Raw genomic sequence first — 22,606 nt, 5'->3', positions numbered from 1 at the left:
CTCTCGGCCGGAAGAGTTACCTAAACACACGCAAAACACTCAGAGGGGTTTACAACGGCACCGTAGGTGGCATGTCGATTTCGCCGACGTGCGAATCCCCGAGCGCACACTGAGCGAAAGGCCCTGGCGCTTATGAACACCACGGTCAGCTGCGAGCTGCACCTGCGCCTCGTTGTGTCGAGCGAGTCCTCCCTGCCTGTCCCCGCAGGCCTGCGGTACGACACGGCCGACCCCTACGCCGTGCACGCCACCTTCCACACCGGAGCCGAGGAAACCGTCGAGTGGGTGTTCGCCCGCGACCTCCTCGCCGAAGGCCTTCACCGGCCCACCGGCACCGGCGACGTCCGCGTCTGGCCGTCCCGCAGCCATGGCCAGGGCGTCGTGTGCATCGCCCTGAGCTCTCCGGAGGGCGAGGCACTGCTCGAGGCCCCGGCGAGGGCTCTGGAGTCCTTCCTGAAGCGCACAGACGCCGCCGTGCCGCCCGGCACGGAACACCGGCATTTCGATCTCGATCAGGAGCTCTCGCACATCCTGGCGGAAAGCTAGGGCGAGGCCCCGTGAAGCCGCCCGTCGCCGTCGACTCGGGGTGACGGCACGGGCCCGGACAACCGCATACGGCACACACCGGCGTCGTCGCCGCGGTCCTCCGCGGGGGCGGCGCCGGCGCGTGCGCGGCGGCGGCAGACTCGCCTCGGCGGGACGCCTCCTCGCCCTGCCGAGCCCGGCAGACCCCGACAGGCCCGGCAGGCCCGGCAGGCCCGGCAGGCCCGGCAGGCCCGGCAGGCCCGGCAGGCCACAGCCGGCCCCCGGCTCCTCCCGGCGGGGAACGAAGGCCGGTCAGCCGCCGTTGTACGGGCAACCGGCGGTGGGACCGGGATCTGGGCCGGTTCGCCCGCCGCGGAAGCCACTACCATCGGCCAGCATCGGCGGGCGCCCGCCCGACCCCAGGCCAGGGAGCGAAATGTGCTGATCACCCACGACACCCGGTGCGCCCTCGACACCGTGGTGGATCTGGTGAACACCATGCCGGAGGACGAATCGGCGCCGGACGGACTGCCGGACCTCTCGGCCCTCCTGGAATTCGTGGGAACGCACGAAATCAGCGACGTCGGCGTGCTCTCGGAGCTGGACCTCTCGGCGGTACGCAAGATCCGCGGCCGGTTCGCGGCTGTCTTCGCGGCCCCCGAGGCGCGGATCGCGGCGGGGCTGATCAACGACCTGGTCGCCGCTGCCGGAACCACACCCCGGCTCACCGACCACGACGGCTACGACTGGCACATCCACTACTTCGCACCCGGCGCCTCCGTCGCAGACCATCTGGCCGCCGACTGCGGAATGGCGCTGGCGTTCTTCGTGGTCGCCGGGGAGCAGGAACGGCTGCGGCGGTGCGAGGCTCCCGACTGCCGCCGCGCCTTCGTCGACCTCTCCCGGAACCGCTCCCGGCGGTACTGCGACAGCCGCACCTGCGGAAACCGCTTGCACGTGGCCGCGTACCGCGCGCGGCGGAAGGAGGCGGCGGGCTGAGGCCGCCGTTTCGGACCGGTACGGACACCGATGCCTCGGTGGCGACGCGGTCCCCGGCGGGTGGCGCCGGGGAACGCGGGTACGGCTCACAGCAACAGCAGGTCGTGCAACGAAGCCATGAGCAGCAGACACCCGATCACCGCAAGGAAGATCATGAGCGGTGGCTGGGAAAGGGCGAAGAGGCAGCCGCGCGGTTCGCTCTGCGTTGGCGCGGTTTCGCTCTGTCTCGTATCCAGCTGGGTATCCAGCTGAGTGGTGTCCGGCATCTCGCCGCGATCATGACGCAGTACGCGGGACCTGGGCGATCAACACGCTCGTAAAGACCGGGAGTTCGTTCAATGTCGCGATGTCCGGTCGGATCGTGATCATTCCGGAGCGGGCGCTGACGGCCTGGGACCGCTGGGCCGTTCCGGTCCGGGGGAATCGACGGTCAGCCGGCGGTCATATCCCGTGCTTCTTCAGGATGGCCTCGATGTCACTGAAGTCGTCATCGCCACGGGAGGCGGTCGCCGGCTTGGCGGCGGGCCGGGCGGCCGGGCGGGCACCGGGGCCGAGAGAGGGCTCCGAGGCAGCCGGGGCCACCGCGTCGCGCTGTGCGGCGGCGCGGGCCTCCTTGCGTTCCTTACGGGTGCCGCCGCGGCGGCGCTCCACGGTGCGCGTGGTCATGAAGAGGAGCCACGACACCCCCAGCACGGCGAAGCCGGCCCAGGCCACCGGGCTGAAGGCCGTGTCGGCCAGCCACTCGACGACTCCCGTCATCACGAGGCCGACCGGAACGAGTGAGTAGGCGGCGATGCGGGCCGCGGTGAGGAAACGCCTGCGGTACGCGGTGACCGCCGCGATGCCCAGGCCCGCCGCGGACACCGCGGAGCAGACGGTCTCGGCAATCATCCGGTCCTCCAGGCTGGGCTCGGTCGGGCATGAGTACTTCTGTCCCTTCCATCCTGCACCGTCCGAGCGCCGTGAGGCCATGCTCCGGCCCGAGATCAGGGAGATCTCGGGGTCGGCTCCTCCCCAGGTGCCGGTGACGGGCGTACGACGGTGGTCGGAGCGGCCTCCCGTGGGCTGGGAGAATGGGGCCCATGAGCGACTCCTCCCCCGCCCGTCCCGCCGCGCCCGTCCTCGACATCTGGTGCGAGCTCCAGTGCCCGGACTGCCACACCGCCCTGGACGACCTCCGCGCCCTGCGCGCCCGCTACGGCGACCGTCTGGAGCTGCGGCTGCGGCATTTTCCCCTGGAGAAGCACAAGCACTCCTTCGCCGCGGCCCAGGCCGCCGAGGAGGCCGTGGCCCAGGGGAAGGGGTGGCCGTACGCCGAGGCCGTCCTGGACCGGGTCGCGGAGCTGGACCGTGAGGGAGAGCCCCTGCTGGTCGAGGTGGCCCGGGAGCTGGGGCTGGACGCGGAGGAGTTCGACACGGCGCTGATCGACGGCCGGCACATCCTGATCGTCGACGCCGACCAGGCGGAGGGCAAGGCGATCGGCGTGACCGGCACCCCCACGTACGTGATCGGCGGCGAGCGCCTCGACGGCGGCAAGAGCCAGGAAGGGCTGCGTGAGCGCGTCGAGGAGATCGCGGACCGGCTGCTGGCCGGCCAGCCGGAGGGCTGAACACAAGTCCGCGACCGGGAAGGCCGCGACCGGGGCCGGGCACAGGGCTGAGCCGGTGGCCGGCCACGAGCCCGGTCGGCCGGCCACCGCCGCTACAGCAGGGGTTTGTAGAAGCTGTACCGCGTGGTCCCGTAGCCGAGCGACTCGTAGAGCCGCTCGGCCGGGGTGTTCCCCGCGAAGACGTTGAGGCCGATCTGCGGCCGGCCGGCGGCGATCGCCTGAGCCTCGGCCAGCAGCATCAGCGTTCGGCCGTGCCCCCGGCCCCGGTGGGCCGCGTCGGCCTCGACGTCGAAGACGTAGGCCCGCTCCTGCCGCAGCGCCAGCCACAGGACGCCGACCCGCGTCCCCGCGTGTTCCAGCACACTGAACACCATGTTCTCGGTGTGAAGGCCCTGCGGCAGGAGCGTCTCGTGGTCGCTGCGCGCCTTCGCGTACGCCTCGGCCTCCGGCACGCCGCTCTCGATCCAGGTACGGGCGTACTGCTCCGACCCATAGGCGTGCCAGGCGTCGAACTCGTCCGGTCTCATGGGTCGTGCGTGGCTGTCCGCGGGCAGGGCGGGCGGGGTGTCGCCGAGCGGCTTGGTCATGCCGCGGGTGCGCAGGACGTAGCCCAGCGCCTGGGCCAGCCGCAGGCCCGCCCCGGTGCCCGGGTCGACGCTCGCCTCGATCTGCCGGCAGCCCCAGCCCCGCGCGACCTCCTCGGCCGCGAGCGCGGCCACCGTGCCCCGGCCTCGCCGGCGATCCGGTTCGTCGATGCGCAGCTCGCGGATCACGGCTACCGAGCTGCCGAAGGCGTGCGAGGTGCCGAGGTGTATCGCGCCGACGGGACGGCTGTTCACGCACACCTGGTAGCGGCGTGAACGCGTCCCGTCGGCGGCGCGCTGAAGCGGCTCGGTCGGCCGCAGGGTCGTGGTCATCACGGGTGTTCTACCCGCCGAGGAGGCGAAGGGCAGCCGAATATCCGGCCGCCGTGCGTCCAGGTCACGGATCCAGGTCGTTGCCGGCCCGCTCGTCGAAGATCCGCATGGCCTTGGCGGTCACCGGTCCCGGCGCGCCCGGCAGTTGACGGTCGTCGACGCGGTGCACGGCCTGGACGTCCCGCAGGGTCGAGGTCAGGAAGACCTCGTCGGCGCGGTCCAGGACGTCCAGCGGGAGATCGGTCTCGCGGGCGCCGGTCCACTCGACGGCCAGGGCGCGGGTGATGCCGGCGAGACAGCCGGAGGCGACCGGCGGGGTGTGGATCTCGCCGTCGAGGACGACGAAGACGTTCGACCCGGTTCCCTCGCACAGCTGCCCCACCGTGTTGCCGAACAGCGCCTCTGTGGCGCCCCGTTCGCGGGCGCGGGCGAGGGCGACGACGTTCTCGGCGTAGGAGGTGGTCTTCAGGCCCGTGAGCGCGCCCCGCTCGTTGCGGGTCCAGGGCACCGTGATGACGGCCGTGGAGTCGGGGCGGCGGCCGGTCTCGCCGAGGGCTACCACGAGGGTCGGTCCGTGCTCACCGCGGTCGGAGCCGAGGGGGCCGTGGCCGCCGGTGTAGGTGAGGCGCAGCCGGCCCAGCGGCATGGGGTTGGCCTCCAGGACGGCGGCGCAGGCGCGGCGCACCTCGTCGAGGTCGGGGTCGGGCAGCCCCAGGCCGCGGGCCGACCGGGTCAGCCGGTCGAGGTGCCGGGTCAGCGCGAACGGCCTGCCGTCCACCGCCTTCACCGTCTCGAAGATGCCGTCGCCCACGGTCAGGCCGTGGTCGAGGACGGAGACGCGGGCGGACTCGAGGTCCTGCAACCCGCCGTCGAGCCAGATCTTCACGTCAGTAGCGCCTCTCCGCTTCCGTTCACCTCGTACGCACCCGACGCTACCGCGAGCAGCCGGGACGCCTTGAGTTCGGTCTCCCGCCACTCCCCTTCGGGATCGGAGCCCCAGGTGATGCCGGCGCCTGTGCCGAAGCGCAGCAGGCCCGCGGCACGGTCGATCCAGAAGGTGCGGATACCGACGGCCAGCTCGCCGGTCCCCCGGTCGGCGTCGACCCAGCCGATGCCCCCGCAGTACGGGCCCCGGGGCGCGGTCTCCAGCGCGTCGATGATCCGCAGGGCGCTCGACTTGGGCGCCCCGGTGACGGACCCGGGCGGGAAGGCCGCGTCGAGCAGCTCCGGCCAGCCGGCGCCCGCGCGCAGTTCGCCGTGTACCGACGACACCAGGTGTACGAGCCCGGGATGCTTCTCGACCGCGCAGAGGTCGGGCACCGTGACGGTGCCCGTGGCGCAGACCCGCCCGATGTCGTTGCGGACCAGGTCCACGATCATCACGTTCTCGGCGTAGTCCTTCTCCAGCAGGTCGGCCTCGGTCCGCCCGGTCCCCTTGATCGGCCCGGACCCGACGGTCCGGCCGGCCCGGCGCAGGAACAGCTCGGGCGACGCGGTGGCGATCTCGACGCCGTGCCCGGGCAGCCGGATCGTTCCGGCGTACGGCGCCGGGTTGCCGCGGGCCAGCAGGGCGGTGAGGGCGTCCACGTCGGCGTCGGGGTCGACGGGCGCGGAGAGCACCCGGCAGAGGTTGGCCTGGTAGACCTCGCCGGCGGCTATGTGCCGGCGGATGCGCCGTACGGCCGCCGTGTACGCGGCGCGGTCGAGGGAGGTGGTCCAGTCGCCGACGGCCGGCCCCCGCCAGCCGCCGGGCACCGGCGCCGGTACCTGTGCCGTCCGTACCTCCGCGAAGCGTGCGCAGGTCAGACGGCCTTCGAAGTCCGCGCAGACCGCCCAGAAACCGCTGGAGTCCAGGGCCGCGGGATCGCTCGTGACGTCGAGGAGGCCGGTGGCGAGTCGGTCGCCGAAGCGGGCGAGAGGGGGGAGGTCGAGCACGCTGTCGAGTCTAGGCCGGTGCCCCTGAGGACACCCGAACGTGTCCTTCCGGGTGCCCTGGCCAGGACCGCGCGTGGACGCACCGCAGCACGCTGCACAAACGCGTTTTTGTGCTGGCCCCGGAATCCGCTAGAGTTCATGACGTCGCCGGGACGCGGAAGCGGACCGAACCGACAGGCGGACGTAGCTCAGTTGGTAGAGCGCAACCTTGCCAAGGTTGAGGTCGCGAGTTCGAACCTCGTCGTCCGCTCGCAGGAAGAAGGGGGCCTCCGGGTCTTCTGCACTCCTGGTGGAGTGGCCGAGAGGCGAGGCAACGGCCTGCAAAGCCGTCTACACGGGTTCAAATCCCGTCTCCACCTCCAAGGACGATTAGCTCAGCGGGAGAGCGCTTCCCTGACACGGAAGAGGTCACTGGTTCAATCCCAGTATCGTCCACTGGTCCGCAAGGACCTGATCCGCGAGGATCCCCGCGCGATTAGCTCAGCGGGAGAGCGCTTCCCTGACACGGAAGAGGTCACTGGTTCAATCCCAGTATCGCGCACGCAGTACTCGTAGCACTCCCAGGACGATTAGCTCAGCGGGAGAGCGCTTCCCTGACACGGAAGAGGTCACTGGTTCAATCCCAGTATCGTCCACGCTGACCGAAGCCCCCGGCCGTCTCGTACAGCCGGGGGCTTCGTCGTGTCCGTGCGCAGGTCGTGTCCGCGCTCAGCCGGCCAGGACCCCGGAGGGCACCCTGGTCAGCTGGAGAAGAGCATGCGGCCGAAGCCCTTCTGCCGGTGGTGACCGTGGTGGCCGTGGTGGCCGTGGCCGGCGTGCGGGGCTCCCCAGGCGGGAGCCGGCGCTGCCGGATAGGCCTGCGGGGCGGTGGGCGGGGGCGGCGGAGCGGGCTGGGACCACTGGGCCTCCAGTCGGGTCAGCGACTCCAGCTCGCCGTAGTCGAGAAAGATGCCGCGGCAGCCGCCGCACTGCTCGATCTGAACGCCGTTGCGGTTGTAGGTGTGCATCGGTGCGTGGCACTTGGGGCACTGCATGCTCGGCTCAACTCCTCGCCGGTCGGTCCTGCTTCGCGTATCGCCAGGACAGACTCTGTCCGGCTGCGGGTCGGTTGCACCCTACTTCGCGAAACTTCTGCTCAACCGCGTGGGGCGGAGGGGCGGGCGGAGGCCATCCGCGTGCAGGCGTCGACCAGTGACCGGTCCACCTCGTCCAGGGGCCGGTCCTCCGCGACCGCCTTGGTGACGGCGCGGGCGGCGGTCTGCGCGGTGAGGGCGCGGGCCGGGACGTCCAGGGCCGGCCAGGGGTCGTCGTGCGACGGGACGGCGGGGCCGCCGGCCGTGCGGTAGGCGGTCAGGAAGCGGTGCCACTCGTCGGGCGCGATCAGTCCGCAGGCGTACCAGGCCGCCGGGCGGGCCAGGTCCCAGGCCGGGACTCCGGTGCCGAGGTCGTCGACGTCTATCAGGAGCCAGGGGCCATCGGGCGCTGGGTGGCGTATGAGCTGGCCGAGGTGGAGGTCACCGTGGCAGAGGGTGGCCGTGTCGGGCATGGCCTCCTCGCCGCGGGCCCACGCGGGGAGGGCCGTCCAGGCGTCCAGCACGGGGGCGGTGGCGGGGTGGTGCGGGGCGGTGGCCCGGAGGCGGGCGACGGCCCCGGCCGCCTTCGCGGGGCCGCGCATGGGGGGTAAGGCGACGGGGGCCGGCGTCCGGTGGAGGCGGGCGAGCAGGGTGGCCGCGGCCTCCCAGGGCGCCGCGTCCGGGTCCTCGGGGTCCACGGGGGTGCCGTACGGCCAGTAGGTGACCAGCCGCCCGTGCAGGGTGACGGGCGTCGGGCCGAGCGGGGGCAGGAGGATGCCGGGGAGCCGGGCGGCGACGGCGACACGGAGGGCCAGCTCGGCGGGGTCGGCGTCCGCCGCGTGGGCCTTGGCGACGGTGCCGGCGTGCCGGACTACGGTGGCGTCGGCGCGGTCGGCGAGGGTGACGTCGCAGACGGTGGTCTCGGCGGGGGTGGTCGCGCCGCAGGGGCAGGCCGGGGTGCGGGTGTGGGCCGTCGCCCTGACGCGGGCGGTCAGGGCGGGGAGGAGGGCGTCCGTGGTCACGGAGTGAGGGTACGCAAGCGTTCTTCCCGCCCGGCCCCGGTGGTCCCGGTGGCCCCGGTGGCAAAAGCAATGCCGGCGCAGCTCCCCAGCTGCGCCGGCATTTTGCCGTCCGCCGCACCCCCGTCCCCACGGGGTTTCATGGATGGATGTCCCCGCCCGGACCGCTCTTCCGGGCCTGGGGTCGCCGCTCAGCGCCCCAGCATCACACCCACGGACGACGCTTGTGTGGCCACCGTCTCCCACCCGTCGAAGACGAGGAGGAGCAGGGCCGCCAGGGGCAGGGCCATGAGCGTCGCCACCAAGGGGTGGCGACGTCCCTGACGGCGGCTTTCCCGTGTGCGGACCAGCGTCCGCGGTACCGTCTGGGCCATGGTCCCTCTCCTGACCGATTCCGTTGTCTCTGGCAGCGGCGGGCGTCTGACCTCGGGGGACGAGTGCTGCACCCGCCGCTTGACCTCAAATCTATGCGTCCGGCGTTCGCCCGACGTCATGCCCTCGTACCGAATGCCGGGCCTCCCGGAGGATGAGCCATGACCTGCGGTGTACTCCCCTGGGTGGAGACCGGGTCCCGGTTCTCGGGGTCTTCCCGGAGGGGGCGTCCGCCGTGCCCGGTATCTCCGCGCTGTCCGGTGACATCGCTCACGTCCGACGGGTCCCCGCGCCCCCCTGTCCCCGCCCGGCGCGGCACACCGGCCACCACCACGCCATGCGGGCGGGGCGTCCGCGCGGCGTCTCCCACCCTCTCCCCCCGAGCGTCCTCCCCCGGTCCAATGCCCGCCCTTCGGCGGCTGGTTGAGATCACCGGCGAATCGGGGCCGGCCCGCCCTCGCACCCCCTGACCGCCCCTCAACTCTCCCCTCCCGCACTGACAATCCGTCGCGCCGAGAGGGCGCGGCCTCTGCGCGCGGGCGGCTGTGGAAACGTAAGCTGTGGCTCGTCACAGGGACCGGGCAGCGGGGATGAACATGGCGATGATGCGCCTGAGGCGCGAGGACCCGCGCGTCGTCGGCTCGTTCAGGCTTCACAGGCGGCTCGGCGCGGGTGGGATGGGCGTGGTCTACCTGGGCTCCGACAAGAAGGGGCAACGGGTCGCGCTGAAGGTCATCCGGCCTGACCTGGCCGAGGACCAGGAGTTCCGCTCGCGGTTCGCACGCGAGGTCTCCGCGGCCCGGCGCATCCGGGGCGGCTGCACCGCGCGGCTGGTCGCCGCGGATCTGGAGGCGGACCGACCCTGGTTCGCCACGCAGTACGTGCCCGGCCCCTCCTTGCACGACAAGGTCGCCGACGGGGGCCCGCTCGGCGCGGCGGACATCGCCGCAGTGGGCGCCGCCCTGTCCGAGGGACTCGTCGCGGTGCACGAGGCCGGGGTGGTGCACCGGGACCTGAAGCCTTCCAACATCCTGCTGTCCCCGAAGGGGCCGCGGATCATCGACTTCGGCATCGCCTGGGCGACGGGCGCCTCGACGCTCACGCACGTCGGCACCGCGGTCGGCTCCCCCGGGTTCCTCGCGCCGGAGCAGGTGCGCGGGGCGGCGGTCACACCGGCGACGGACGTGTTCTCGCTCGGCGCCACACTGGCGTACGCGTCGATGGGCGACTCACCCTTCGGCCACGGAAGTTCCGAGGTGATGCTCTACCGCGTGGTGCACGAGGAGGCCCAGCTGCACGGTGTGCCCGACGCCGTCGCCCCGCTGGTGCGGGCGTGCCTGGCCAAGGATCCCGAGGAGCGGCCCAGCACGCTGCAACTGTCGCTGCGGCTGAAGGAGATCGCCACGCGGGAGGCCCAGGGCCTGGCCGACGTACGGCCGCCCGCGCCGCGCGGCGGGGAGGCGGACATGCCCACGGGGCGGCTCGCCGACACCTACCCGGAGCGTACGCAGCGACGTCCGCAGGGCCGGCCGGGCGCTCAGGGCACGCCCGCGCCGCGGAGCACGTCGGGGGCCCGGGGCCCCGCACCCGCGCGCGGCGGCGATCCGTCACGCGGTGCCGACCCCTCGCGCGGCGGTACGCCCTCACGTGGTGGCCCGCCGTCACGTGGTGGGACACCATCGCGCGGTGGCACACCGTCACGTGGTGGCACACCGGCGCGCAACGGATCCGCCGCCCGGGGCAAGAGCGCCTCGCGTGGTGGTGGAGCGGGAGCACGGTCCGGATCGCGGCCCACACCCGCATCCCGCGAGACCACCGGCCGGAACACCTCCCGCAACGACAGCGGCGGCCGGCCCGCCCCGCGCAGTGGAGCCGGTCGTACGGCGCCGAGGGCCACGGGGACCAAATGGCGGCGGCCCGCCAACCCTCGGCTGCTGCGGCAGCGCCTGTTCGTGTTCGTGGTCGTGACGCTGCTGGTCGCGCTGGGAATCGCCGCGGCGCAGGGCTGCCAGGGGCCGTCGCAGGGACTCGGCGACGATCGGACCGGCGTCCGGACGCAGCTGGAACGGACGGACGTACGGAGCGACGCTCCCGGACGGCAGGCATCCGGACTGTAGGCGCCCCGGTGCGGGCGCCCGAGCTGAGGGCGGCCGGACCCAAGACGGCCGCCGGCCAAGTGGACGCCCGGCCCGCAGCCCTCCGGGGGCGGGCAGACGGACGGGTCCGCCCGTCCGGCGAACGACGCGAACGCACGCCCGCGGCCGGGCCCTTTGGCGGGGACTACCCCACGGCCGGGCCCTTTGGCGGGGACTACGCCGAGGGCCGGCCCGTTGCCACCGCGTAGAAGGCGACCGCTGCCGCCGCGCCCACGTTCAGGGAGTCGACGCCGTGGGACATCGGGATGCGGACCCACTCGTCGGACGCCGCCAGGGCCCGCCGGGACAGGCCGTCGCCCTCGGCGCCCAGCATGAGGGCCACCCGGTCCATCCGGTGCGGGGCGACCTCGTCGAGGGACCTGGCCCGCTCGTCGGGGGTGAGGGCGAGGAGCGTGAAGCCCGCCCCGCGCACCGTCTCCAGGCCGGCCGGCCACAGGCCGAGACGGGCATAGGGCACGGAGAAGACCGCGCCCATCGACACCTTCACACTGCGCCGGTACAGCGGGTCCGCACAGTCCGGCGAGAGCAGGACCGCGTCCATGCCGAGAGCGGCGGCTGAGCGGAAGATGGCGCCGATGTTGGTGTGGTCGTTGACCGACTCCATGACGACGACGCGGCGGGCGGTGCGCAGCAGATCGGCCGCCGTCGGCAGTGGCTCGCGCCGCATGGAGGCGAGCGCGCCGCGGTGCACGTGGTAGCCGGTGACGCGTTCGGCGAGCGCCGGGTCGACGACGTACACCGGGGCGGGGGCCTCGTCGATGATGTCGCGCATGGTGTCGACCCACTTGGCCGAGAGCAGCATCGACCGCATCGCGTAGCCGGCCTCGCCGGCCCGCCGGATGACCTTCTCGCCCTCGGCGATGAACAGGCCCTCGGCGGGTTCGCGGCGGCGGCGCAGTTCGACGTCGGTCAGGCCGGTGTAGTCGTGCAGGCGCGGGTCGTCGGGGTTGTCGATCGTGACGAGTTCGCCCATGTCAGGCCGCCCCGTGCGGGCCGACGCCGACGACCTCGCCGACGACGATGACGGCGGGCGGCCTGACGTCCCGCGCGACGACGGTCTCGGCGACCGTGGCGAGGGTCGCGTCGACCCGGCGCTGGGCCGCCGTCGTGCCCTCCTGGACCAGGGCGACCGGGGTCTTCGGGGACTTGCCGTGCGCGACGAGGGTCTCGGCGATCCGGCCGATCTTGTCGACGCCCATCAGGATGACGAGCGTGCCGGTGAGCTTGGCGAGGGACGGCCAGTCGACGAGGGACCGCTCGTCGTCGGGGGCGACATGCCCGCTGACCACGGTGAACTCGTGGGCGACACCCCGGTGGGTGACCGGGATACCGGCCGCGCCGGGGACCGAGATCGAACTGGAGATGCCGGGGACGACGGTGCACGGGATGCCGGCCTCGGCCAGCGCCTGCGCCTCCTCCATGCCGCGGCCGAAGACGAACGGGTCACCGCCCTTGAGTCGCACGACCGCCTTGCCCTGCCTGGCGTGCTCGATCAGCGCGTTGTTGATGGCCTCCTGGGCCATGAAACGGCCGTACGGGATCTTCGCCGCGTCGATGACCTCGACGTGCGACGGCAGCTCGGCGAGCAGGTCGCGCGGGCCGAGCCGGTCGGCGATGACGACGTCGGCCTCGGCGAGCAGGCGGCGGCCGCGGACGGTGATCAGGTCGGGGTCGCCGGGGCCGCCGCCGACGAGGGCGACGCCGGCGGTGCGGGTGCGTTGGTGCGGGGCGACGAGGGTGCCGTCGCGCAGGCCCTCCACGACCGCGTCGCGGATGGCGGCGGTGTGACGGGGATCGCGGTCGCGCGCGCTCGTGGTGAGTACGGCGACGGTGACGCCCTCGCTGTGGCCGGTCGCCGGGGTCCAGGCAGTGGCCTGGTCGGCGTCGTCGGACCGGACGCACCAGACGCGGTGGCGCTCGGCCTCGGCGGAGGCGGCGGCGTTGGCGCCGGTGTCGCTGGTGGCGATCAGGGCGTACCAGGCGTCCGCGAGGTCGCCGTCCGCGTAGGCGCGCCGCTCCCAGGCGATCTCGCCCGCGTCCGCCATGGCCTCCACCGACGGGGTCGCCTCCGGAGAGACGAGGCGGATGTCCGCGCCCGCCGCGATGAGGGCGGGCAGGCGGCGCTGGGCGACCTGGCCGCCGCCGAGGACGACCACGCGACGGCCGGTGAGGCGGAGACCTACGGGGTAGGCGGGGTGTTCGGCCATGAGGGAGGGCTCCTCGTCCTGGCGGTGCGGTGGGCGCTGCGACTCTGGAGCGGCCCTGACGTGCGGATTCTATGAGACGTGCGGATGCGCGGGTATCCGTGGGACCAACCGGTGCGTGGTGGTCCGCGGGTCCCCGGTGAGGTGGGTGCGGCGTACAGCGGGGGTGGAGTGCGGTGGGGTGCGGCGGGGGTGGGGCGGGGGGGTGAAGTGCGGCGGGGGTGGGGCGGCGGCGACGGTTCTCCGCCGTGCCCTCCCTCCCCCGCCGCGGGGCTACTTCTCGGTGACACCCGCCGAGTCGAACGTCGCGACCTCGTGCATCGCCCGCGCGGTGCTCTGCACCATCGGCAGGGCGAGCAGTGCGCCGGTGCCCTCGCCGAGGCGGAGGTCGAGGTCGACCAGCGGGCGCAGGCCCAGCTTGCCCAGCGCGGCGACGTGGCCGGGCTCGGCGCTGCGGTGGCCGGCGATGCAGGCCGCGAGGACCTCGGGGGCGATGGCCCGGGCCACCAGGGCGGCGGCGCCGGCGCTGACGCCGTCCAGGATCACCGGCGTGCGCAGGGAGGCACCGCCGAGCAGCAGGCCGACCATGGCCGCGTGCTCGAAGCCGCCGACCGCGGCGAGGACGCCGATCGGATCGGCCGGGTCGGGCTGGTGGACCTCGAGCGCCCGGCGCACGACCTCGGTCTTGCGGACCAGGGTCTCGTCGTTGATGCCGGTGCCCCGGCCGGTGACCTCGGCGGGGTCCGCTCCGGTGAAGACGGAGATGAGCGCGGCGGACGCGGTGGTGTTCGCGATACCCATCTCTCCGGTGAGCAGCGCCTTGTTGCCGGCCGCCACCAGGTCGCGGGCGGTCTCGATGCCGACCTCGATGGCCTGCTTGGCCTCCTCGCGGGTCATCGCGGGGCCGGCGGTCATGTCGGACGTACCCGCGCGGACCTTGCGGGGCAGCAGGCCGGGCGTGGCGGGCAGGTCGGCGGCGACTCCGACGTCCACGACGCACACCTCGGCGCCGACCTGCGTGGCGAAGGCGTTGCAGACCGCTCCCCCGCCCAGGAAGTTGGCCACCATCTGGGCGGTGACCTCCTGCGGCCAGGGGGTGACGCCCTGGGCGTGCACCCCGTGGTCGCCGGCGAAGACCGCGACGGCCGCGGGCTCCGGGATCGGCGGCGGGCACTGGCGGGACAGGCCGGAGAGCTGGGCGGAGATGATCTCCAGCATGCCGAGCGCGCCGGCCGGCTTGGTCATGCGCTTCTGCCGTTCCCAGGCTTCGCCGAGTGCCTTGGCGTCGAGCGGGCGGATCTGTGCGACGGTCTCGGCAAGCAGGTCGTGGGGTTCCTCTCCGGGCAGGGCGCGGCGGCCGTACGTCTCTTCGTGCACGACCCAAGACAGCGGGCGGCGCTTGGACCAGCCGGCCTGCATCAGCTCGGGCTCGTCCGGGAACTCGTCGACGTACCCGACGCACAGGTAGGCGACGACGTCCAGGTGTTCGGGCAGGCCCAGGGCGCGGACCATCTCGCGCTCGTCGAAGAAGCTGACCCAGCCGACGCCGAGGCCTTCGGCACGGGCGGCGAGCCAGAGGTTCTCGACCGCGAGCGCGGAGGAGTACGGCGCCATCTGGGGCTGGGTGTGCCGGCCCAGCGTGTGCCGGCCGCCGCGGGTCTGGTCTGCGGTGACGACGATGTTGACCGGGGTGTCGAGGATGGCCTCGATCTTCAGTTCCTTGAACTGCTTGGCCCGGCCCTTGGGGAGGGACTTCGCGTACGCGTCTCGCTGACGCGTCGCCAGTTCGTGCATCGCGCGGCGGGTGTCGGCGGAGCGGATGACGACGAAGTCCCAGGGCTGCGAGTGGCCGACGGAGGGCGCTGTGTGGGCGGCCTCCAGGACACGGAGCAGCACCTCGTGCGGAATGGGGTCGCCGCGGAAGCCGTTGCGGATGTCACGGCGTTCCCGCATGACCTTCAGGACGGCCTCGCGTTCGGCGTCGGCGTAGGCGGGTGCCGCCGGGCCGGTGGACTGCCGTACTTCCGTCACCTCGCCCGTGCTCACGTCGTGCGGGTCGGCCCGGACTTCGCCGGCTTCCCGCTCCGCGCCGGCTTCCTGGTGCGCGCGGCCGGCCTTCTCCGCCTCGGCCACCCGCGCCGCGGGGTCTTCCTGGTCGGCGGCGTGGGTGTCGAGGTCGTCGGCGTTCTGGACGCGTTCGGGGTCGGCCTCGCGCGGGGCGGGGACCGGGGCGACGGGGTCCGGCACCTGCGCTGCCGCTTGGGGCATCTGGGGCATCTGGGGTACCTGGGGCTCCAGGGGGAGGACGAGAGCCTCGGGCGGCGCCGGCGCGAGATGCGGAGCGGTGGGCACCTGACCGCCGTCGACCGGCACGAACTGGCCTGCGGACTCGTCGGGGTGCGTCGCTACCGCCGGGTCCGGGCGCTGCCCTGCGGCCTGGTCGGGGCTTTGGCCCACGGACTGGTCGGGGTGAGCCGCCTCCGGGTCGCTGGTGCTCGCGGGGGCCACGTCGGCTTCCGAGGGCTCGGGCGCGCTGTGGGCCATGTCCGCTACGTGCGGTACACCGGCGTCCATGAGGGACTGGGGCCCCTGAGCGGGCTGCGGGTCGCCCGGGACGGGGGGCTGCTGGTGCGCGGCGGCGGTCCGGCCGTCCGACTGGTGTGCGGCGGCGGGCTGGAAGAGCGGCTGGTCCTGGGCCGGAGGCTGGACGTCCGGCTGCGGCGCGGCGTCACCCTGCGCGGCGGACGGCTCGTCCGATCGCGGCGCGGCGACACCCTGCGGTGCGGGCCGCACGTCCGACTGCGGGTGCGTATCCGCTGACGGTACGGCGGGCTCAGGCTGCACGGCGGGCTCAGGCTGCACGGCCGGCTCAGGCTGCACGGCCGGCTCAGGCTGCACGGCCGCTTCCTGTGCCGGTGCGGGCTGCTGCGTGGCGGCCGGTGCCTCCGGGGTCGGTTCGGACGCAGCGGGCTCTGGGACGACCACATCGGGGGCCTGGACCGCATCGGAGGCCTGGACCACCGTGGGCACGTCGGGTTCCTGGACATCCAGGGCCACGGGGGCCTCGGCGGGCGTGGCTTCCTGCGGCTCGGGGGCCTCGGCCGGCTCGGCCGCCCGGACGGGCTCGGGCGCGGGTGCCTCGGGCGCCTCCGCGACCTGCGGCTTCTCCGACACGGGCTCTTCGGCGACCTCGAGGGGCTGCTGGAGCGGCTGCACGGGCTCGGGCGCGGGCTCCGGGGCGACCGCCTCGGGAGCCGGTACGGCTTCCTCGACGGGGGCGGGGGCGGGAGCAGAGCCCGGATCGGCCGCCTGCTCGGCCTCGGCCTCGGGAGCGGGCGGGGCGGCGGCCTGCTCGGCCTCCGGTACCCGCACCGCCTCCGGTGCGGTCACCTCGCCCGCGCCGGTCTCGGCCACGCTCACGTCCACGTCCACGGGCTCCTGCCCATGGTCACCGACGACCGGCGTCTGCGGGCCGTACGTCACCTCGTCGCCCGGCACGGTGTCAGACCCGTCGGCGTCGCCGGACACGGTCTCGGTTGTCCGAACCTCGGCAAGGGCAACGGCAGGGGCGTCCCCGGCCTGAGCCTCGGCCTCGGCCTCCCCGGTCGTCCCGCCCGTCGCCGCCACGGCCTCCGTCGCCACGCGGGTCACGAGCGCCTGGGCCGCGCCCACCGGCTCGGGCACCTGTACGGGTTCCGGCACCGGAACCGGCGTCTGCTCCGGTACCGGAGCAACCGTTTCCGCATACGCGGCCCCGGAGTTCACCGGAGCCTCCGGCGCCTGCGGAGCGGCCTGCGCTCCCCAGGGCGCCGCCCCCTGCGGCGGCATCGCGGCGGCCTGCGGGACGTCGAGGTACTCGGGACCGGCGCTCGGCGGACCGGCGTGCCGGACGGGCACGTCGGCCGGGCCGCGGTCGGCGAGGGAGCGGACCGGGCTCGCGGAGGTGTCGGGGATCGGCGGACCCAGGTGCAGCGGTCTGCGCGGCGGCACCGGGGCGGACGCGGGCTCCGGCGCCGGCTCGGGCAGGCGGACGCCACGAAGGTCGACCGAGCCGCTGTCGCGGCCCGACAGCTCGTGCGCGCCCGGCTGGTGCACGGTCTCGACGACCGGCTCCGGCGCGGGCGGCGCGACCTCGTTGCCCCAGGCGCTCTGGGCTCCCGGCAGCAACAACAGGTCCTCGTCCTCGGCGGTGGTCTCGGAGAGGTAGGTGTACGCGCCGGGTGCGGGGACGCCCGGCTGCTCCACCATGCCTGCGTTCTCCGGCAGCCCCTCGCCCGGGATCTGGCCGGTGTCGGTCATGCGTAACCCCTCGCCCATCGGTTAGTGCTTCTACGACCAGCTACACCCGGGACGGCGCACCGACCGCCCCGTAGTGAAGAACGAGCGTGCGTGCCCAGCGGCACGAACGACCCGCCGGAAAAGACGACAAAGCCATTGAGTGGCATTGTCGCGGTCGTTCCCCCGTCACGACAGCCTGATCCGCGACGGCCCGCTGTGGACTGCGCCACGTTGCGCGTCCTCCGGTTCTGCCCTACCACGTCCGGCCCGGAACGGGCCGGTTTTTACGGACATTGACCGACGAAGTGCCGGGTGTCCGAACGCGGTACAACAATCCGCCAGCCTACCCCGCGCTGTATGACAACCCGATCACGGGGCGCGGTCGCGAAGTCCCACCCGTCACCCGACCGCCGCCCCTCAACGAGACGCTTCGCGCCGCACAATTTCTCCGGTGAGCAGGAACGCGACGCTCCGCTCCGTCTCCGTCCAGGCCCGGGTGTCGAGTCCGACGGACTGCAGCAGAGCGCACTCCACCCGGTAGCCGTGCTCCGTCAGGTCCCTGCCGACCAGTTCGGCCGCGTCACGGGTGGCGGCGTGCGCGACGATGCGCTGCGGCCGCCGGTCGGCGACCGCGGAGACCACGGCCGCTCCCCCGCCGCCGACCCGGACGACATCGGGTTCGGGGAGGTCCTCCAGGACGTGCGGGGCGGTGCCGTGCACGATCTGGAGCTGAGCGCCGAAGTGGCGGGCGGTGGCCTCGGTGCGGGCGCAGGCGTCCGGGGCGCGGTCGACCGCGATGACGGCGGCGCCCGCGCGGGCGGCCTCGGTGGCGAAGGCACCGCTGCCGCAGCCGATGTCCCACACCAGGTCGCCGAGGCGCGGTCCGAGCCGGGCCAGTTGGGCCGTGCGCAGCAGGTCGGTCTCGCCCTCGCCCAGTCCGGCGCCGTACGCCTCGGCGGGCAGGGCCCAGCCGCGCGGCCCGGCGGCGGGGTCGCGGCCGGCGATCCAGCCGGTGCCGTCGGTCGCGGTGCCGGGGCCGACGCTCCCGCCGACGACGATGACGACGTTCGGGTCGCGCCAGGTGTGGTCGGCGGCCTTGTCGGAGGTGACGACGGTGACCCGTTCTCGGGTGGTGCCGAGCTCTTCGCAGATGACGAAGGTGCGGTGGACGCCCTCCATCAACAGGCCGAGTTCGGCGGGTCCGGCGCCAGGGGAGGTGAGGACCGCGACCTTGGTGTGGGCCCGGCATACGTTCACCGCGCGTCGCAGGGTGCGGGGGTGGGCTACGACCACATGGGCGTCGTCCCAGGGCATACCGGCGCGCGCGAAGGCGGTGGCCACGGAGGAGACCGCCGGGACGACTTCGACCTCCAGGCCGAACTCGGGGTCGCGCAGGGTGCGGACGACGCCGAAGAAGCCGGGGTCGCCGTCGGCGAGCACGACCGCCGTGCCCCGGTGGGCGGCGACGCGGCGGGCGGCGAGGGCGACGCTGCCGAGACGGATGCGCTCGGCCGCGGGGGGCACCTCGGGAAGTGCCAGGTGGTGGGCGGCGCCGGCCACCAGCGTGGCGGCGCCCAGTGCGGAGCGTGCCGCGGCGGTCAGTGGCGAACCGTCCCAGCCGATCACCGTGACCCGGTCGGCCATCGTCGTCAGTCTCCAGGGTGTTCGCGGGTCGTGGTGCGGGACCGTTCGCGGGCGCGCCCCGTGAGGGTACCTGGTGCGGTCCGGGGGCGGGGTGGTGGCGCGGTCGGGCCCCGCTGGATCAGTTCCAGTCGGTGAAGGTGGTGAAACCGTTGTGGTCGGTCAGTGGCCCGGCCGCGCCCTCGAGGTCCTCCGGCAGCAGGCTCCACACGATGAAGTCGGTGCGTACGTCCGTCCAGACACCGTCGTCGGTACGGACGCGGGCTATGCAGGCGTTGCGCAGCACGCCCTCGCTGATGCAGCCGATGCGCTGGGCGACCTGCTGGGAGGCGGTGTTGCCGGCGGCGGTGCGCAGCTCGATACGTTCGAACTTCTGGTCGGCGAAGAGCCATTGCGCGGTGGCCAGCGCCGCCTCGGAGGCGTATCCCTCGCCCCGGGCCCAGGGGGCGACGATGTACGACAGCTCGGTGGCCCGTACGTGCCAGTCGGTGCCGGTCAGCCGGATGATGCCGACCAGTCGCTGGGTGAGGAACTCGGTGACCGCGAGGTCGAGTCCGCGGCCGGCCGTGCGCCGGGCGGGGGCGTACTCGCCGATCCAGGTGTGTGCGCCCTGTTCGTCGAAGGGCTGCGGGACGTGCGTCCAGGCGGCGACCTGCTCGTCGTTCATCATGGCGGTGAGGGCGGGGACGTCGTCCTCGTCGAGGGGGCGCAGCACCAACCGCTCCGTGCTGATGGAGATGTTGGGGAAGGTGCTCGTCATGCGCCGCTCCGTAACCTGTGTGACCGTCAGGGCCTGCTCGAACTGCCCAGCATGCAGCATGCAAGCACTCAACCACACCACTGGGTCCGCCCCGGTTCGGAGCGGACCCGGTGGGGACTCGGGGCCCGGATCAGAAGGTCGGGAGCACGGACCCGGCGTAGTTGTCCTCGATGAACTTCTCGACCTCGGGCGAGGTGAGGAGCTTGGCGAGCTTCTTCACACGCGGGTCGTCCTCCTGGCCCTCCTTGACGACGAGGAGGTTGACGTTCGGGTTGTCCTCGGCGGACTCCAGGACGAGGGCGTCCTCGGCCGGCTTGAGGTCGGCCTCCAGGGCGTAGTTGCCGTTGATGACCGCCGCGTCGACGTCGCCCAGGGAACGCGCGGTCTGGGCCGCCTCCAGTTCCTTGAACTCGAGGTCCTTCGGGTTCTTGGTGATGTCGGCGGGGGTGGCCGAGTTGCCGGCGCCGTCCTTGAGGGTGATCAGCCCCTCCGAGGCGAGCAGCTGCAGGGCGCGGGCCTCGGTGACGGTGTCGTTGGGGAGGGCGACGGTCGCGCCGTTCTTCAGGTCGCCGGCGTTCTCGGCCTTCTTCGAGTAGAGGCCGAGGGGCTCCAGGTGCACCGAGACGACGGACTTCAGGTGGGTGCCGTTCTTCTTGTTGAAGTCCGCGAGGTAGGGCTCGGTCTGGAAGTAGTTCGCGCCCACCGAGCCGTCCTCCGTCGCCGTGTTCGGCGTGACGTAGTCGGTGAACTCCTTGACCTCGAGGTCGAGGCCCTCCTTCTGCGCCAGGTTGTCCTTGACGTAGGTGAGTATCTCGGCGTGCGGGACGGGCGTCGCGGCGACGACCAGCGGGCCGGAGGTGTCGGAGGCGGAGTCCTGGTCCGAGCCGCAGGCGGAGAGACCGAGGGTGAGGGCTCCGGCGGCGAGGACGGCGGTGGCTGTCTTGGCGGTGTTACGCACGAAAAGTGCCTTTCCTGAGGTGGTGCGACCCCGTCTTGGGTAGGTACGGGGAGTCTGGGGGGGGTGGGTTACGCGGCCTTGCTCACGTCGGCGGCCGCGGGCTCCTTGGCCTTGAGCAGCCGGAGCCTGGGGGCCGCGCCCCCGCGCCCGCCGCGGCGGTGCAGGGTACGGGCCGCGTAGTCGCCGGCGAACTGGATGAGGGAGATGACGACGGCGAGGATCGCGACGGTGATCCACATCATTCCGGTCTCGAAGCGCTGGTAACCGACGCGGACGGCGAGGTCGCCGAGTCCGCCGCCACCGACGGTGCCGGCCATGGCGGAGTAGCCGATGAGGGCGATGATCGTGGTCGTGGTGCTGGCGATCAGCGACGGGAGCGCCTCGGGGACCAGGACCTTGCGGACGATGGTCCAGGTGTTGCCGCCCATGGACTGGACTGCCTCGACGAGCCCTCCGTCGACCTCGCGGACGGCGGTCTCGACGAGCCGCGCGAAGAAGGGGATGCCGCCGATGGCGAGCGGGACGATGGCGGCCTCGCTGCCGATGGTCGTCCCGGTGACCCAGCGGGTGAAGCTCATCAGCGCGACCATGAGGATGATGAACGGCATCGACCGGCCGATGTTCACGACCTGCCCGATGACCTTGTTCACCACGACGTTCTGCAGCAGGCCGCCACGGTCCGTCAGGACGAGGAGTACACCGAGCGGGAGCCCGGCCACCACCGCGATCAGGGTGGACCAGCCGACCATGATCAGGGTCTCCCAGGACGCCTGCTCCAACAGTGGCTGCATCTCGGACCAGGTCACTTGGCACCTTCCTTCACCAGCAGCGACGGCTCACCGCTGATCACGTCGATCTGGAGGCCCTGCTCGCGCAGGAAGCCGACGGGCACGACGTTGTCCTCGTAGCGGCCGGGCAGTTCGATGCGCATCCGGCCGACCTGGTGGCCGCCGACGGTGTCGATGGCGGCACCGAGGATCGATATGTCGATGTTGTAGGTGCGGGACAGCTGGGAGATGACGGGCTGGGTGGCGGCGTCGCCGTGGAAGGTGACGTCGAGGACGGTGCGGTCGTCCCCGGACGCCTCGCCGCCGACCGGGAAGAGGGTGGCGGCCAGCTCGGAGCCCGGCGTGCGGAGCAGCTCGCCGACCGTGCCCGACTCGACGATGCGGCCCCGGTCCATGAGGGCGGCCGAGTCGCAGACGTTCTTGACGACGTCCATCTCGTGGGTGATGAGCAGGACGGTCAGCCCGAGCTGCCGGTTCAGGTCGCGCAGCAGCTGGAGGATGGAGCGGGTGGTCTCCGGGTCGAGGGCGCTGGTGGCCTCGTCGGAGAGCAGGACCTTGGGGTCGCCGGCCAGGGCGCGGGCGATGCCGACGCGCTGCTTCTGGCCGCCGGAGAGCTGAGCCGGGTAGGCCCCCGCCTTGTCGGCGAGACCGACGAGGTCGAGCAGTTCCAACGCCTTGCGGGAACGTTCCTTCCCGGACTTGCCGAGGATCTCCAGCGGCAGTTCGACGTTGTCCCGCACGGTCCGGGTGGAGAGCAGGTTGAAGTGCTGGAAGACCATGCCGATACGGCTGCGCGCCTGCCGCAGCTCCTTGCCGGCCCGGGGGCCCCGGCCGGCGAGCGCGGTGAGGTCCTGGCCGGCGACGGTGACCGTGCCGGCGGTGGGGCGCTCCAGGAGGTTGACGCAGCGGATGAGCGAGGACTTGCCGGCGCCGGACTGGCCGATGACGCCGTACACCTCGCCCTCGCGGACGTGCAGGTCGACGCCGTCCAGGGCGGTGACCTCGCGGCCGCGTGAGCGGTAGACCTTGGTAAGGCCCGATGTGGTGATCACGTGGGTTTCCGTCACTGTCGAGTGCGCGGCGCGGTGCTGTGCGCCGGGCACGGGGCGTTGTTCTTCTGGGGCTTGGGGTCCTTCGGAACGCGGCACGGTCTCGCGGTGGCGATGCGCGGTGGCGGTGGGACCTGGGAGAACGTGTGCGCGGGGCATGACTCAGCCGCGTGCGCGGGGCGCGGTGGCGGACATGAGCGGGCGCTCGCTTCGGGGCGCGAGGCTCAGGTGGTGCGGGGGCCCTCTAGAAGGCGCACATTCGACACATACAACGAGCACCGGGCGTCATCGTCGCCTCGGTCGCAGGGGTGCGGTCGCTCGT

General features: G+C 73.1%; 20 protein-coding genes and 5 tRNA genes. 9 read left to right on the top strand and 16 right to left on the bottom strand.

The genetic code is table 11. The features are described 5' to 3' along the window. Positions 1 to 132: 132 nt before the first annotated feature. Together ACH4NX_RS24400 and ACH4NX_RS24395 are read left to right on the top strand one after the other, a co-directional pair. A complete protein-coding gene (locus ACH4NX_RS24400) occupies positions 133 to 546 on the top strand; it encodes an SsgA family sporulation/cell division regulator (RefSeq protein WP_004002642.1) in 414 nt (137 codons plus the stop codon). Positions 547 to 963: 417 nt separating this feature from the next. Next, complete coding sequence (locus ACH4NX_RS24395; RefSeq protein WP_398128399.1) at positions 964 to 1,524, top strand: CGNR zinc finger domain-containing protein; 561 nt, start codon at positions 964 to 966, stop codon at positions 1,522 to 1,524. An 86-nt stretch (positions 1,525 to 1,610) separates the two neighbouring features. On the opposite strand, the gene ACH4NX_RS24390 is transcribed toward ACH4NX_RS24395, so the two are convergent. Then, positions 1,611 to 1,790 (bottom strand): hypothetical protein, encoded by a 180-nt coding sequence (locus tag ACH4NX_RS24390; RefSeq protein WP_279565056.1) that lies wholly within the window; start codon positions 1,788 to 1,790, stop codon positions 1,611 to 1,613. 175 nt (positions 1,791 to 1,965) lie between these two features. Further along, positions 1,966 to 2,415 (bottom strand): hypothetical protein, encoded by a 450-nt coding sequence (locus ACH4NX_RS24385; protein ID WP_351394192.1) that lies wholly within the window; start codon positions 2,413 to 2,415, stop codon positions 1,966 to 1,968. Positions 2,416 to 2,606: 191 nt separating this feature from the next. Here ACH4NX_RS24385 and ACH4NX_RS24380 point away from each other — a divergent pair, with 191 nt between their 5' ends. Then, positions 2,607 to 3,134: a DsbA family protein gene (locus ACH4NX_RS24380; RefSeq protein WP_398128400.1), complete on the top strand. Its 528-nt coding sequence runs from the start codon at positions 2,607 to 2,609 to the stop codon at positions 3,132 to 3,134. Positions 3,135 to 3,226: 92 nt separating this feature from the next. On the opposite strand, the gene ACH4NX_RS24375 is transcribed toward ACH4NX_RS24380, so the two are convergent. The 3 genes from ACH4NX_RS24375 to ACH4NX_RS24365 form a co-directional block, all read right to left on the bottom strand. Continuing rightward, positions 3,227 to 4,051: a GNAT family N-acetyltransferase gene (locus tag ACH4NX_RS24375; RefSeq protein WP_398128401.1), complete on the bottom strand. Its 825-nt coding sequence runs from the start codon at positions 4,049 to 4,051 to the stop codon at positions 3,227 to 3,229. A 64-nt stretch (positions 4,052 to 4,115) separates the two neighbouring features. After that, on the bottom strand, positions 4,116 to 4,937 hold the full coding sequence (locus ACH4NX_RS24370) for an aminotransferase class IV (RefSeq protein ID WP_398128402.1): 822 nt from the start codon (positions 4,935 to 4,937) through the stop codon (positions 4,116 to 4,118). Next, positions 4,934 to 5,986 carry a chorismate-binding protein gene (locus tag ACH4NX_RS24365; protein WP_398128403.1) on the bottom strand — a complete coding sequence of 351 codons (1,053 nt, stop codon included), beginning with the start codon at positions 5,984 to 5,986 and terminating at the stop codon, positions 4,934 to 4,936. Before ACH4NX_RS24365 ends, ACH4NX_RS24370 begins: the two co-directional genes overlap by 4 nt. Positions 5,987 to 6,163: 177 nt before the next feature. Between ACH4NX_RS24365 and ACH4NX_RS24360 the strand changes: the two genes are divergently transcribed. The 5 genes from ACH4NX_RS24360 to ACH4NX_RS24340 all read left to right on the top strand — a co-directional run bounded on the left by ACH4NX_RS24360 (position 6,164) and on the right by ACH4NX_RS24340 (position 6,621). Beyond that, a tRNA-Gly gene (locus tag ACH4NX_RS24360) sits at positions 6,164 to 6,236 on the top strand. A 38-nt stretch (positions 6,237 to 6,274) separates the two neighbouring features. Next, positions 6,275 to 6,348, top strand: a tRNA-Cys gene (locus ACH4NX_RS24355). Position 6,349: 1 nt separating this feature from the next. Continuing rightward, positions 6,350 to 6,421, top strand: a tRNA-Val gene (locus ACH4NX_RS24350). A gap of 34 nt (positions 6,422 to 6,455) precedes the next feature. Next, positions 6,456 to 6,527, top strand: a tRNA-Val gene (locus ACH4NX_RS24345). 22 nt (positions 6,528 to 6,549) lie between these two features. Then, positions 6,550 to 6,621 (top strand) — tRNA-Val (locus ACH4NX_RS24340). Between the two features lie 105 nt (positions 6,622 to 6,726). On the opposite strand, the gene ACH4NX_RS24335 is transcribed toward ACH4NX_RS24340, so the two are convergent. The 3 genes from ACH4NX_RS24335 to ACH4NX_RS24325 form a co-directional block, all read right to left on the bottom strand. Continuing rightward, positions 6,727 to 7,020, bottom strand: coding sequence for a zf-TFIIB domain-containing protein (locus tag ACH4NX_RS24335; protein WP_351394177.1), 294 nt, complete (start codon positions 7,018 to 7,020; stop codon positions 6,727 to 6,729). 101 nt (positions 7,021 to 7,121) lie between these two features. After that, complete coding sequence (locus ACH4NX_RS24330; RefSeq protein ID WP_398128404.1) at positions 7,122 to 8,081, bottom strand: phosphotransferase family protein; 960 nt, start codon at positions 8,079 to 8,081, stop codon at positions 7,122 to 7,124. A gap of 188 nt (positions 8,082 to 8,269) precedes the next feature. Then, a complete protein-coding gene (locus ACH4NX_RS24325; RefSeq protein ID WP_279565064.1) occupies positions 8,270 to 8,452 on the bottom strand; it encodes a hypothetical protein in 183 nt (60 codons plus the stop codon). A gap of 588 nt (positions 8,453 to 9,040) precedes the next feature. Between ACH4NX_RS24325 and ACH4NX_RS24320 the strand changes: the two genes are divergently transcribed. Continuing rightward, positions 9,041 to 10,567, top strand: a complete 1,527-nt coding sequence (locus tag ACH4NX_RS24320; protein ID WP_351394170.1) for a protein kinase — start codon at positions 9,041 to 9,043, stop codon at positions 10,565 to 10,567. A gap of 193 nt (positions 10,568 to 10,760) precedes the next feature. Here ACH4NX_RS24320 and ACH4NX_RS24315 read toward each other — a convergent pair whose 3' ends face one another. From ACH4NX_RS24315 to ACH4NX_RS24280, 8 genes are all read right to left on the bottom strand, one after another. After that, entirely contained in the window at positions 10,761 to 11,579 is an 819-nt protein-coding gene (locus ACH4NX_RS24315) for an RNA methyltransferase (RefSeq protein WP_351394167.1), read from the bottom strand. A 1-nt stretch (position 11,580) separates the two neighbouring features. Continuing rightward, positions 11,581 to 12,813 (bottom strand): uroporphyrinogen-III C-methyltransferase, encoded by a 1,233-nt coding sequence (gene cobA, locus ACH4NX_RS24310; RefSeq protein ID WP_351394164.1) that lies wholly within the window; start codon positions 12,811 to 12,813, stop codon positions 11,581 to 11,583. 270 nt (positions 12,814 to 13,083) lie between these two features. Then, the gene (gene cobT, locus ACH4NX_RS24305; protein WP_398128405.1) at positions 13,084 to 17,109 is read right to left on the bottom strand and encodes a nicotinate-nucleotide--dimethylbenzimidazole phosphoribosyltransferase; all 4,026 of its coding nucleotides are present in this window, start codon (positions 17,107 to 17,109) and stop codon (positions 13,084 to 13,086) included. A 396-nt stretch (positions 17,110 to 17,505) separates the two neighbouring features. Continuing rightward, entirely contained in the window at positions 17,506 to 18,732 is a 1,227-nt protein-coding gene (cbiE, locus tag ACH4NX_RS24300; RefSeq protein WP_351394159.1) for a precorrin-6y C5,15-methyltransferase (decarboxylating) subunit CbiE, read from the bottom strand. Positions 18,733 to 18,850: 118 nt separating this feature from the next. Continuing rightward, positions 18,851 to 19,489, bottom strand: a complete 639-nt coding sequence (locus ACH4NX_RS24295) for a GNAT family N-acetyltransferase (protein WP_351394156.1) — start codon at positions 19,487 to 19,489, stop codon at positions 18,851 to 18,853. Positions 19,490 to 19,619: 130 nt separating this feature from the next. Beyond that, the gene (locus ACH4NX_RS24290) at positions 19,620 to 20,447 is read right to left on the bottom strand and encodes a MetQ/NlpA family ABC transporter substrate-binding protein (protein ID WP_351394153.1); all 828 of its coding nucleotides are present in this window, start codon (positions 20,445 to 20,447) and stop codon (positions 19,620 to 19,622) included. A 68-nt stretch (positions 20,448 to 20,515) separates the two neighbouring features. Beyond that, the gene (locus tag ACH4NX_RS24285; protein ID WP_351394150.1) at positions 20,516 to 21,253 is read right to left on the bottom strand and encodes a methionine ABC transporter permease; all 738 of its coding nucleotides are present in this window, start codon (positions 21,251 to 21,253) and stop codon (positions 20,516 to 20,518) included. Continuing rightward, positions 21,250 to 22,287, bottom strand: coding sequence for a methionine ABC transporter ATP-binding protein (locus tag ACH4NX_RS24280; RefSeq protein WP_398128406.1), 1,038 nt, complete (start codon positions 22,285 to 22,287; stop codon positions 21,250 to 21,252). The genes ACH4NX_RS24285 and ACH4NX_RS24280 overlap by 4 nt, the downstream gene beginning before the upstream one ends. Positions 22,288 to 22,606 lie beyond the last annotated feature (319 nt).

The organism is Streptomyces sp. NPDC017225, from assembly GCF_044331465.1.
GTDB lineage: Bacteria > Actinomycetota > Actinomycetes > Streptomycetales > Streptomycetaceae > Streptomyces.
This window is presented reverse-complemented; position numbering and strand designations above follow the sequence as displayed.